Annotated in this window: 8 protein-coding genes; all 8 read right to left on the reverse strand. The window is 63.2% G+C overall.

From position 1 onward, the window contains the following. Window positions 1–90 precede the first annotated feature (90 nt). The 8 genes from M1D99_RS02540 to betI all read right to left on the reverse strand — a co-directional run bounded on the left by M1D99_RS02540 (window position 91) and on the right by betI (window position 12,285). Window positions 91–1,269, reverse strand: a complete 1,179-nt coding sequence (locus tag M1D99_RS02540; protein WP_411385845.1) for a BaiN/RdsA family NAD(P)/FAD-dependent oxidoreductase — start codon at window positions 1,267–1,269, stop codon at window positions 91–93. 161 nt (window positions 1,270–1,430) lie between these two features. Next, window positions 1,431–2,768: an ATP-dependent RNA helicase DbpA gene (gene dbpA, locus M1D99_RS02545; protein ID WP_238349432.1), complete on the reverse strand. Its 1,338-nt coding sequence runs from the start codon at window positions 2,766–2,768 to the stop codon at window positions 1,431–1,433. A gap of 320 nt (window positions 2,769–3,088) precedes the next feature. Further along, complete coding sequence (gene mdtD, locus M1D99_RS02550) at window positions 3,089–4,516, reverse strand: multidrug transporter subunit MdtD (RefSeq protein WP_186707115.1); 1,428 nt, start codon at window positions 4,514–4,516, stop codon at window positions 3,089–3,091. Between the two features lie 225 nt (window positions 4,517–4,741). Beyond that, a complete protein-coding gene (locus M1D99_RS02555) occupies window positions 4,742–6,079 on the reverse strand; it encodes a TldD/PmbA family protein (protein WP_434573837.1) in 1,338 nt (445 codons plus the stop codon). Next, the gene (locus M1D99_RS02560; protein WP_434573839.1) at window positions 6,079–7,521 is read right to left on the reverse strand and encodes a TldD/PmbA family protein; all 1,443 of its coding nucleotides are present in this window, start codon (window positions 7,519–7,521) and stop codon (window positions 6,079–6,081) included. The genes M1D99_RS02555 and M1D99_RS02560 overlap by 1 nt, the downstream gene beginning before the upstream one ends. 668 nt (window positions 7,522–8,189) lie before the next feature. After that, window positions 8,190–9,893, reverse strand: a complete 1,704-nt coding sequence (gene betA, locus M1D99_RS02565; RefSeq protein WP_434573841.1) for a choline dehydrogenase — start codon at window positions 9,891–9,893, stop codon at window positions 8,190–8,192. Between the two features lie 219 nt (window positions 9,894–10,112). Further along, complete coding sequence (gene betB / locus M1D99_RS02570; protein WP_458131340.1) at window positions 10,113–11,585, reverse strand: betaine-aldehyde dehydrogenase; 1,473 nt, start codon at window positions 11,583–11,585, stop codon at window positions 10,113–10,115. Between the two features lie 79 nt (window positions 11,586–11,664). Next, complete coding sequence (betI, locus tag M1D99_RS02575) at window positions 11,665–12,285, reverse strand: transcriptional regulator BetI (RefSeq protein ID WP_186707120.1); 621 nt, start codon at window positions 12,283–12,285, stop codon at window positions 11,665–11,667. Window positions 12,286–12,661 lie beyond the last annotated feature (376 nt).

The following is a 12,661-nucleotide window of genomic DNA, read 5'->3' on the forward strand; positions in this document are numbered from 1 at the left end:
TGTCAGCCGCTATTGAATTGCCTGATACACCGCCTTCGCGAGCAAGCCCGCTCCCACAGGGTTTATTACCCACATTCGAGTCGTGTCGGCTCAGACGTACTGCGCCGCCGCATACCCGGAAGCCCAGGCCCACTGGAAATTGAACCCGCCCAGGTGCCCGGTGACGTCCAGCACTTCGCCGATGAAATACAGGCCCGGGCTTTTCAGCGACTCCATGGTCTTGGACGAGACTTCCCGGGTGTCGACGCCGCCGAGGGTGACTTCGGCGGTGCGGTAGCCTTCGGTGCCGGCGGGGACGACATTCCAGCTCGCCAGTTTCTCGGCGATGTCCGCCAGCTCTGCGTGGGTGTATTGCTTCATGGGTTTGGACACGAACCAAGTGTCGGCCAGCAGGTTGGCCATTTTCTTGGTGAACAACTCGCCCAGCAGAGTCTTGAGTTCGCTGTTGGGGCGTTCGGCCTGTTGCTGTTGCAGCCATTGCGGCACATCGTGGTCGGGCAGCAGGTTGATCTGCACCGTGTCCCCTGGTTCCCAGAACGAGGAAATCTGCAGGATCGCCGGGCCGCTCAGGCCGCGATGGGTGAACAGGATGTTCTCGCGAAAACTCTGGTCGTTGCAGCTCACCAGGCAATCTACCGAGGTGCCCGAGAGTTCAGTGCACAGGGCCTTGAGCTGATCGGTGATGGTGAACGGCACCAGGCCGGCGCGGGTCGGCAGCAGTTCGTGGCCAAACTGTTTTGCCACCTGATAACCGAAGCCGGTTGCCCCGAGCGTGGGGATCGACAGCCCACCCGTGGCGATCACCAGGGATTGGCAGGCGAGGGCGCCGAGGGTGGTTTGCAGCCGGTAGCCGCCGTCGGTTTTTTCGATCTGCGTGATCGAGGTGTCCAGGTGCAGGCTGACGCCGGCCTGGTCGCATTCATCCAACAGCAGGCCGAGGATGTCGCTGGACTTGTTATCGCAGAACAACTGGCCGAGCTTTTTTTCGTGATAAGGCACGCCGTGCTTGGCCACCAGCGCGATGAAATCCCACTGGGTGTAGCGGGCCAGGGCCGACTTGCAGAAGTGCGGGTTCTGCGACAGGAAATTGCCCGGCTCGGTGTACATGTTGGTGAAATTGCAGCGCCCGCCGCCCGACATGAGGATTTTCTTGCCGGCCTTGTTGGCGTGGTCCAGCAACATCACCTGCCGCCCGCGCGCGGCCGCGGTCAGCGCGCACATCAACCCTGCGGCGCCAGCGCCAATGATCACGACTTCGGTAGAGCGCAAAACGGTGTCCTCGCACAAAAATTTAATGTTCACCGACAAACCAATGTGGGAGCGGGCTTGCTCGCGAAGGCGGTGGGTCAGTCGACATTGAATCGACTGGTCCTCCGCATTCGCGAGCAAGCCCGCTCCCACAAGGGATCTCTGTTGGGTTGGAGATCGCTTTACAGGATCCGCACCCGCAACGAGCGGCCCTTGATCTTGCCATCGTTCAAGCGCTGCAAGGCCTGTTTGGCGATGCCGCGTTCCACGGCCACGTAGGCCTGGAAATCGAAGATCGCGATCTTGCCGACCTGGGCGCCAGGGATGCCGGCGTCGCCGGTCAGGGCGCCGAGGATATCGCCAGGGCGGACTTTGTCCTTGCGCCCGGCGCCGATGCACAGGGTGCTCATGGCCGGCAGCAGCGGGCCGCCACCCTGGGGCTTGAGGTTGTCCAATTGGTCCCAGCTCAGCGGTGACTTCTGCAGTTGCTCGATGGCCTGGGCGCGGTGGGCTTCGGACGGCGCCACCAGGCTGATGGCGATGCCTTTCTCACCGGCGCGACCGGTGCGGCCGACACGGTGGATGTGGATTTCCGAATCCCGGGCCAGCTCGACGTTGATCACCATGTCCAGGGCGTCGATGTCGAGGCCGCGGGCCGCTACGTCGGTGGCCACCAGCACCGAGGTGCTGCGGTTGGCGAACATCGCCAGCACCTGGTCGCGGTCGCGCTGTTCCAGGTCGCCGTGCAGGCCGACGGCCGAGATGCCCTTGGCCGTCAGGTGGTCGACGGTTTCCTGGACTTGCTGCTTGGTGAAGCAGAACGCCACGCAGGAGGCCGGGCGGAAATGGGCCAGGACCTTGACCACCGCGTCCATGCGCTCCTCGGGGGAGATCTCATAGAAGCGCTGCTCGATCTGCGCATCGGAGTGCAGCGCCTCGGCCTTTACTTGCTGCGGGTTGCGCATGAACTTGGACGACAGTTGCTTGATGCCCACCGGGTAGGTGGCGGAGAACAGCAGCGTCTGGCGGCGTTCCGGGGTCTGCTGAATGATATCTTCGATGGCGTCGTAGAAGCCCATGTCGAGCATGCGGTCGGCTTCGTCGAGGATCAGCGTGTTGAGGCCGTCCAGGACCAGCGAGCCCTTGCGCAGGTGCTGCTGGATGCGCCCCGGCGTGCCGACGATGATGTGGGCGCCGTGTTCGAGGGAGGCGATCTGCGGGCCGAAGGACACGCCGCCGCACAGGGTCAGGACCTTGATGTTGTCTTCGGCGCGGGCCAGGCGACGGATTTCCTTGGCGACCTGGTCGGCCAGCTCGCGGGTCGGGCACATCACCAGAGCCTGGCAGCCGAAGAAGCGCGGGTTGATCGGGTTCAGCAGGCCGATGCCGAAGGCGGCGGTCTTGCCGCTGCCGGTCTTGGCCTGGGCGATCAGGTCCATGCCCTTGAGGATCACCGGCAAGCTTTGCGCCTGGATCGGCGTCATCTGGGCATAACCGAGTGATTCGAGGTTAGCCAGCATGGCGGCGGACAGCGGCAAAGTATTAAAAGCGGTGGCAATGGTGGTCACGGGACTGGCCTGCAAAACAAAATGTCGCGCAGTGTAGCAGCCTCGTGCCACTTTCTTCGAAAGTTCTGGACGAGCTGTGGCGCAGTTCTGAAGTGGGCGAATTCCCTGTGGCGAGGGAGCTTGCTCCCGCTGGGGCGCGAAGCGGCCCCAAACCGGCCAACACGGTGCCCCTGGAAGTCCGCGTCGCCTGGATTGCGTCTGCTGCGCAGCCGAGCGGGAGCAAGCTCCCTCGCCACAAAAGCCCTGAAGCCTTAAAACCGTCCGAGTCCTACCTAGTGCTCGATATGCTCATCCGGCCGCTTGTCCCGCCGCCCATCCTGCTTCGACAACTGGGAAAAGATCGTCGCCGCCAGCATCGCCATGATCCCCACCGTCACGAACGTCAGTTGGAATGCGCCCAGCACCGTCTCCACCCCATCGTTGCCCACCTGGGCGGTAAAGCCGCCCAGCAGCGCGCCGGCGCAGGCCACGCCGAGGCTCAGGGACAGTTGCGCCACCACCGACAACAGGCTGTTGCCGCTGCTGGCACTGGCGTCGTCCAGGTCGATCAGGGTCACGGTGTTCATCGCGGTGAATTGCAGCGAGTTGATCGCCCCCAGCACCGCCAGTTGCGCCAGCAGCAGCCAGTACGGCGTCTGTTCGCTGACCAGGCCCATGCTCGCCAGCATCAGGCCCAGGGCCAGGGTGTTGCTGGTCAACACGGCGCGGTAGCCAAAGCGTTCGATCAGCGGTCGGGCCACGGATTTGGCGACCATGGCCGCCGCCGCCAGGGGCAGCATGCTCATGCCGGCCTGGGACGGTGAATAACCCAGGGCGACTTGCAGCAGCAACGGCACCAGGAACGGCAAGGCACCGCTGCCCAGGCGCGCGAAGAGGTTGCCGAGAATACCGACGGCGAAGGTCCGGGTCTTGAACAACGACGGTGGGAACAGCGCATTTTCGACATGCCCGGCCCGCAGCCAATAGGCCGCCAGGCAGGCCATGCCGCCGAACAGCAGCAACATCACCCGTAGGTGCGGCAAGTGCAGTTCACCCAGGCCTTCCATGGCGATGGTAATCAGCACCATCGCCGCGCCGAACAGCAGGAACCCCAGCCCATCGAACCGCGTGCGCTCGCTGCCACGCAGGTCGGGGATGAATTTCCACACCGCGTAGCAGCCGATCACGCCCACCGGCAGGTTGATGATGAAGATCCAGTGCCAGGTCAGGTATTCCACCATCCAGCCGCCCATGGTCGGGCCGATCAGTGGGCCGAGCAGGCCAGGGATCGTGATGAAACCCATGATCCGCACCAGTTCCGAGCGCGGATACGCCCGCAGCACCACCAGCCTGCCCACCGGCAGCATCAGCGCACCGCCCAGGCCTTGGACGACCCGGGCGCCGATCAGCATGCTCAACGAATTGGACAAGGCGCACAGCAGTGAGCCGAAGCTGAACAGCAGGATCGCCCCGAAGAAAATCTTCTTGGTGCCGAAGCGGTCGGCGATCCAGCCCGACGCCGGGATCAGCAACGCCACGGTGAGCATGTAGGCAATGATCACGCCTTGCATGCGCAGCGGGTTTTCCGCCAGGTCGCTGGCCATGGCGGGCAGGGCGGTGTTGAGGATGGTCCCGTCCAGGGACTGCATGAAGAAGGCAATCGCCACGACCCACGGAAGCCAGCGGGCGGTGACGGCGTCGAGCGGGGCGCGGTTGGGCATGGGACCTCTTGTATGAAAAGTGAACAATTACCTGGGGCGAGGGGATCTTGAAAAAAACAATTACCAGTGGCAAGGAAGCTCTTGTGGCGAGGGAGCTTGCTCCCGCTGGGGGGCGAAGCACCCCCAAAACCGGCCAACACGGTGTGCCTGAAAGATTGCGTCGCCTGGATTACGACTGCTTCGCAGCCGAGCGGGAGCAAGCTCCCTCGCCACGGGAACTGCGTGTTATAGCGTCAGCGTGAGCCTCTTCACCAACGCCCCCGGCAACAACATCGAGGCCGTGGCCCGCTGGCTGTAGGTGCTGGCCGAGAGCAGAAGTTCCCGCTCCCGGGTCAGCGCTTCGAGTTGCGAGCCCAGCAGGCTGTAGACGCTGTCGTCGAAACGCATCGTGCTGACCGGTGCCTGGATCTGGCCGTTCTCGACCCAGAACGTGGCGAAACGGGTCATGCCGGTCAGGCGTGCCGCCGGTTGGTCCGAGTAGTTCAGGTACCAGAGGTTGCTGATGTACAACCCTGTGCCAAGTGCCTCAAGGATGTACTTCTGCTCCAGTTGCCCGCCCTGCATGTCCAGCGCCGTGGGGTATTCGTAGCGGCTGGCGCCGTTGGCCGCGAGGCCGTATTCGGCGGCGCTGCGGGAGTTGACCAATTGTGCGTTGGCCATGCCCTTGGCGATCAGCCCCAGGTCGTCGCGGGGATAACCTTCGTCGGAAAACGCCGGGCTCAGGGAGCCGCTGACCTGCTCCGTGAGCCACACGTTGGGACTGAAGTGGGTTTCGCCAGCATAGAACTTCTGCAACGGGCTCTGTTTGCTGGCAATGGCCTGGGCCGAGAACCCGCCCCAACTGAGCATGCCCATGATCTCTTCCAGGGCGGCCGGCGCCAGATAGGCGCGGTATTCGCCGGGCGGCAACGTGCGCAGCGGGCGGCCGAGAAACGCCAGTTGCTCGCGGGCCTGCTCGAAACGTTGGGCAAATCCTTCGCTGCTCCACACATGCCCGGCGTAGCTGGCTTTCACTGCCTGGCCGTTTTCATGGAACAGGCTGAAATCGAAGTTGAAGCTGTTGGCCTGATGCCAGCCGAACGCGCCCGAAGAACTGGCGAAACCTCGGCTGATGGGCCCGGCGGCGTAGAAGCCCACCAGGTCCAGGCCTTCGGCGGCGCGGGTGATTTCGGCAACGGCCTGCTCCGTCTCGGGCAGCGGATGGTCCTGCACATTGTTGCTCTGCCAGTGATGATGGTTGAGCAGCAGGTACGGATCGCGGGGTAGCAGCGGCAAGGTTTCGCGCAGTTGCTGCAAGCCTTCGGACAGGCGTTGCACATCGGCCTCGGGGTCGCCGGACAGAGTAATCTGCAAGTCGGCGTGGCGACCGTCGTCGATCAATTTGAAGCTGACATTGGCCTGCTGCACCTGCCCGGCCTGGCGGACCTTGCCGTGGTTGAAACGCACGAAGGCCGAGGATTCGGCGGCGTAGCCGAGGGTGAACTGTTCAGGCGTACGCAGGGCGCCGCGCAGCCAGTCGACCAGAACCTTGAATGCCTCGGCCTGATTATTGGTGGTGCTCATCAGGCATCTCCCCCAAACACATCAACATTGTTGAACACACAGGCTGGCGACGCATGGCCGACGCGGATGACCTGATTCGGTTCGCCCTTGCCGCAGTTCGGCGTGCCAAGGACTTGCGAGGTGCTGGCGTCGCCCACGGCGCGCAGGCTTTTCCAGAATTGCGCGGAAATGCCTCGGTAGTTGGGGTTCTTCACCACGCCCTTGAGCTCGCCGTTCTCGATCAACTGGCCCCATTCGCAGCCGAACTGGAATTTGTTGCGGGCATCATCGATGGACCAGGAGCGGTTGGTGCGCATCAGCACGCCGTGCTCGATGCCCTGGATCAATTGTTCCAGGGATTGGTCGCCGGGCTCGATGTTCAGGTTCGCCATGCGGTCGATGGGCGGCCGATTCCAGCCGCAGGCGCGGCTGTTGGCGACACCGTCCAGGCCGGCACGGAATTGCGACAGTGCCCCACCCAATGGACGCAGCAGCAGTCCTTCGCGAATCAGGAACTGCTTGCTGGCGGCACTGCCGTCGTCGTCATGGCTGTAGCTCGCCAGTTCTTCGGGAATGTCCGGGTCGAAGGTTACGTTTAGCAGATCGGAGCCGTATTGCAGGTGGCCGAAATCGCTGGCCTTGACGAAGCTGGTACCGGCGTAATTGCGCTCGTCCCCGAGGATGCGGTCCAGTTCCAGCGGATGGCCGATGGACTCGTGGATTTGCAGCATCATCTGGTCGGGCATCAGCAGCAGTTCGCGGGGACCTTGCGGGGTGTTCGGCGCCATCAGCAATTGCAAGGCCTGGTCGGCGATTTTCGGCCCGGCGCCGATCAGGCCGCAGCGGCTGATCACGTCGAAGCCGCCTTGCTGGCCGAAATTCTCCCGACCCAGGGTGCGGGTCTGGCTGTCGTGACCGTCGAAGGCGGTGACGTCCAGGGCCGGGTAGATGAAGCGTTGGGCCTGGCGCAGTTCAGCGCCGGCGCTGTTGAGGTAGATCTGCTCGACCTGGGTCAGGCCGATGCTGGCTTGCCAGTTTACCAGGCGTTCGTCCCGGGGCACCGCGGCCGATTCGTCGCCGAGCAGTTGGTAGCAGTCGCTCAACGGCGGGAAGGCCTGGTCGAAATGCGGCGAGAAGTAATCGGCGCGGTCGCTGGACACCGCTTGCCCGCGCAGGTCGAGCAGGGCATGGGGCTTGAGCTGGCGCGCGTGGTGCTCGGCGCGTTGCAGTGCTGCTTGCAGGCCGGCCTGGGACAGGTCGTTGGTGGCGGCATAGGCTTCGACCCCGTTGACCCGCACGGTGAGCATCGCACCTTCATCACGGTTCAGGCTGGGCGGTTCGGCGACGTTCTTGCGCACGGACAAATGCTGGCCGGATTCGCGCACATAACGCAGGGAAAAGAATTCAGCGCCCGTGCGCAAGGCAGCGAACCGCTGCTTGAGCCGGGGGTGGAAGTCGAACATGAAACCTCCTTGTCTGGAGTGGCGATGCAGCGAGGTGCGGCGCAGTGACGCGGTGGCTCTAGAGTAGGCCTGGGGTGGGGGAGGGATCAAGGTGGATGGGATTTTGCGGTGTCAGGCCGTACACCATCGTCGGATCGCCGCCCGGAGCAAGCTCGCTCCCACAGTGGGTTTTCAGTGGTCACAAAAATCTGTGTTCCACCGCCAATCCCCTGTGGGAGCGGGCTTGCTCGCGAAGACGGCGGTACATTCAACATTGATGCAAGCTGACCCACCGCTTTCGCGAGCAAGCCCGCTCCAACATTGGGATCTTCGGTGGTCACAAAATCTGTGTTCCACCGCCAATCCCCTGTGGGAGCGGGCTTGCTCGCGAAGACGGCGGTACATTCAACATTGATGCAAGCTGACCCACCGCTTTCGCGAGCAAGCCCGCTCCCACAATTGGCATCTTCGGTGGTCACAAAATCTGTGTTCCACCGCCAATCCCCTGTGGGAGCGGGCTTGCTCGCGAAGACGGCGGCACATTCAACATTGATGCAAACTGACCCACCGCTTTCGCGAGCAAGCCCGCTCCCACAATTGGGATCTTCGGTGGTCACAAAGTCTGTGTCCACCACCCAACCCTTGTGGGAGCGAGCCTGCTCGCGAAGGCCGCGCCGCGGTCATGAGTCTTACTGTGCAGCCGTCGCCACTTCACGCAACGGCTTGCCGCGCACCGGCGCATCACCGGCCACGTAGTACGGTGCGGTGCTGCGCGGCAGGGGCTTGCGACCGCGGATCTTGTCGGCGATTTTCTCGGCCATCATGATCGTCGGTGCGTTGAGGTTGCCGGTGGTGATGATCGGCATGATCGAGGCGTCGACCACGCGCAACCCTTCCATACCGTGCACGCGGCCTTCGCTGTCCACCACGGCCATGTCGTCGGTGCCCATCTTGCACGAGCAGGACGGGTGGAACGCGGTTTCGGCGTGCTCGCGGATGAACTGGTCCAGTTGCTCGTCCGTCTGCACCTCGATACCCGGGCTGATCTCGCGACCACGGAACGGATCGAGCGCCGGTTGCTGCATGATCTCGCGGGTCAGGCGGATGCCATCGCGAAATTCCTGCCAGTCCTGCTCGGTCGCCATGTAGTTGAACAGGATGCTCGGGTGCTGGCGCGGGTCCTTGGACTTGGCCTGGATCCGACCACGGCTGGGCGAACGCATGGAACCCATGTGTGCCTGGAAACCATGCTCCTTCACGCCATTGCTGCCGTTGTAGTTGATCGCCACCGGCAGGAAGTGGTACTGGATGTTCGGCCATTCGAAATCCGGGCGCGTGCGGATGAAACCGCCGGCCTCGAACTGGTTGCTGGCGCCGATGCCGGTGCCGTTGAACAGCCATTCGGCACCGATGGCTGGCTGGTTGTACCAGAGCAGCGACGGGTACAGCGAGACCGGTTGGGTGCAAGCGTATTGCAGGTACAACTCCAGGTGATCCTGGAGGTTTTCACCGACGCCCGGCAGATCGTGGACCACCGGGATGTCGAGGTTTTCCAGCAGCTTGGCCGGGCCGACGCCGGAGCGTTGCAGGATCTGCGGCGAGGCGATGGCGCCGGAGCACAGCAGCACTTCCTTGCGCGCCCGGGCTTCGACGCGCTCTTCGGCGGCGCCCACCAGGTAACGCACGCCGACCGCGCGCTTGCCTTCGAACAGGATCTTGTCGGTCAAGGCATGGGTGACAATGGTCAGTGTCGAGCGTTTCTTGGCGACGTCCAGGTAACCGCGGGCGGTGCTGGCGCGACGGCCATTGGGCGTGACGGTACGGTCCATCGGGCCGAAACCTTCCTGCTGGTAGCCGTTGAGGTCCTCGGTACGTGGGTAACCGGCCTGCACGCCGGCTTCGACCATGGCGTGGAACAACGGGTTGTTGCCAGCCTTGGGCGTGGTCACGCTGACCGGGCCGTCGCCACCGTGGTAGTCGTTCGGGCCGATGTCGCGGGTTTCGGCCTTACGGAAATACGGCAGGCAATCGAGGTAGGTCCAGTCTTCCAGGCCCGGCAGCTTGGCCCAGTTGTCATAGTCCAGGGCGTTGCCGCGGATGTAGCACATGCCGTTGATCAGCGAAGAACCGCCCAGGCCCTTGCCGCGACCGCACTCCATGCGGCGGCCGTTCATGTGCGGCTCCGGGTCGGTCTCGTAGGCCCAGTTGTAGCGACGGCCTTGCAGGGGGAACGCCAGGGCAGCGGGCATTTGCGTGCGGAAGTCCAGGCGATAGTCCGGGCCGCCGGCTTCGAGCAGCAGGACGGTGACGCCTTCGTCTTCGGTCAGGCGGGTGGCCAGGGTATTACCGGCCGAGCCGGCACCGATGATGATGTAATCGAATTCTTGGGACATGAAATGCACCCTCTTTTTGAATTGGGTTCAGGTCGCGGTCATCGAGTGCCATATTCTCTGTGGCGAGGGAGCTTGCTCCCGCTCGGCTGCGTAGCAGTCGCAAACTGGGCGACCGTGTTCTGTCTGGATGACCTTGAGGCCTGAGTCGGGGCCGCTTCGCGGCCCAGCGGGAGCAAGCTCCCTCGCCACAAAGGCCCTGGCCTCAGGTCCGGTGTCAGATCAGAACACCGACGTGTAATCGCCCAACTCGACCTGGACCGACTTGATGCGGGTGAAGTTGTTCAGCGAGCTGATGCCATTCTCCCGGCCAACGCCCGATTGCTTGTAGCCACCGACCGGCATTTCCGCTGCCGATTCGCCCCAGGCGTTGATCCAGCAGATGCCGGCTTCGAGCTGGTGGATCACGCGGTGGGCGCGGTTCAGGTCGCGGGTCACGACGCCGGCGGCCAGGCCGAAGTCGGTGTCGTTGGCGCGGCGGATCACTTCTTCTTCGGTGTCGTAGGTGAGGATGCTCATCACCGGGCCGAAGATTTCTTCACGCACGATGGTCATCTCATCGGTGCAATCGGTGAACACCGTCGGCGCAACGAACGCGCCCTTGGAGAGTTCGCCTTCGGTCAGGCGACCGCCGCCGCACAGCAGGCGCGCGCCTTCGGCTTTGCCTTTCTCGATGTAGCCCAGCACGCTTTCCATGTGGGCGAAGCTCACCAGCGGGCCGAAATTGGTGTTTTCGTCTTCTGGGTCGCCGATGCGGATGCGCGCCACGCGCTCGGCGATCTTGGCTTCGAAGGCGGCCTTGAGGTGGCTCGGCACGAACACGCGGGTGCCGTTGGTGCAGACCTGGCCGGAGCTGTAGAAGTTGGCCATCATCGCGGTGTCGGCGGCGCGATCCAGGTCGGCGTCGTCGAAGATGATCAGCGGCGACTTGCCGCCCAGCTCCATGGTCACGTCCTTGAGCGACGAGCTCGAGGCGCTGGCCATGACTTTCTTGCCGGTGTCGGTGCCGCCGGTGAAGGAAATTTTCTCGATGCGCGGATGCTCGGTCAGCCAGGTGCCGACTTCACGGCCGCTGCCGGTCAGGACGTTGAACACGCCCGCTGGAACGCCGGCTTCGGTGTAGATCTCGGCCAGTTTCAGCGTGGTCAGCGAGGTGACTTCGCTCGGTTTGAAGATCATCGCGTTGCCGGCGGCCAGGGCCGGTGCGGATTTCCACAGGGCGATCTGGATCGGGTAGTTCCACGCGCCGATACCGGCCACCACGCCCAGGGGCTCGCGGCGGGTGTAGACGAAGGATGTGGTGCGCAGCGGAACCTGCTCGCCTTCGATGGCAGGCACCAGGCCGGCGTAGTATTCCAGCACGTCGGCACCGGTGACGATGTCGACGTATTTGGTTTCGGAGAAGGATTTACCGGTGTCCAGGGTTTCCAGGGCGGCCAGTTCATCGTTGCGCTCGCGCAGGATTTCCACGGCGCGACGCAGGATGCGCGAACGCTGCATGGCGGTCATGGCGGCCCAGACTTTCTGGCCCTTTTCGGCGCTGACCACGGCGCGCTCGACGTCCTCGAACGTTGCGCGCTGCACCAGGGCAAGTACTTCACCGTTGGCCGGGTTGATGGCTTCGAAAGTGGCGTCGCCGCTGGCATCGCTGTACGCGCCATCGATGTAGAGTTTTTGCAGTTCGAAACGGGCCATAAAGTCCTCGCAAGTGCATGAGTGGTTGGCTGGCCACCGAGCGTGTCGTTTATAGCTGACTACGCGCTGCGGTGACGGTTCAGGAGTCGAGCGGTTCTGTGTGCTCTGGCGCTCCTGTTTTGGCCAGTTGGAAATCCATGTATTCGTAAGCGATCTGGTGCGCCTGGGCGGTATCGAACGCGTCTCCCGACAGCGCGCCGCGCAGCCACAAACCGTCAATCAGCGCGGCCAGGCCCCGTGCCGCGCTGCGTGCCTGGTCAACGGGCAACACGCGGCGGAACTGGCAACACAGGTTGGAATACAGACGGTGATCGTTGATCCGCTGCAACCTGTGCAAAGACGGGTGGTGCATGCTGGTGGCCCAGAAGGCCAGCCAGGTTTTCATTGCCGGGCCGTTGACCTGGCTGGCGTCGAAGTTGCCTTCGATGATCACCTTGAGGTGAGCCCGCGGACTCGAGTCCTCCAGCGCCTGCCGCCGCGCGGTGACGTTCTCGCTCAGGACGCTCATCAGATACTGGGCCGTGGCCGCGATCAGGCCGTTCTTGTCCTGAAAGTAGTGACTGATGATGCCGTTCGAAACACCGGCCAAACGAGCGATCAGCGCAATGCTGGCGTCCCCCATGCCGACCTGATCGACCGCTTGCAACGTCGCTTCGATCAATTGTTGGCGGCGGATGGGTTGCATACCGACCTTGGGCATCTAGCACATCTCCTTAGGCCCGCAGGCGGACGAGTGCAGTCCGTCATGGCGAGGGCCAGTCTATTTTGTTTTGATTGAACGTTCAATCAACAAAAAATAAGTTCTATGACAAGTCGTCGCTATTTGCCGGGGCGAGGACTTTTGGGGATGTCTTTATAACACTCGTCGGTTGGCTGCCCACCCGTCGATTGGTTGAAATGAGGCGATGCAGCGAGCTCTTGTGGCGAGGGAGCTTGCTCCCGCTGGGTTGCGGAGCGACCCCAAACCGGCCAAGCACGATGTACCTGAAGGTTCGTGTCGCCTGGATTGCGACTGCTGCGCAGTCGAGCGGGAGCAAGCTCCCTCGCCACAGTTATCAGCATTCCAAGCTCAGTAT

The sequence above is a fragment of the Pseudomonas sp. R3-41 genome, from assembly GCF_054161485.1.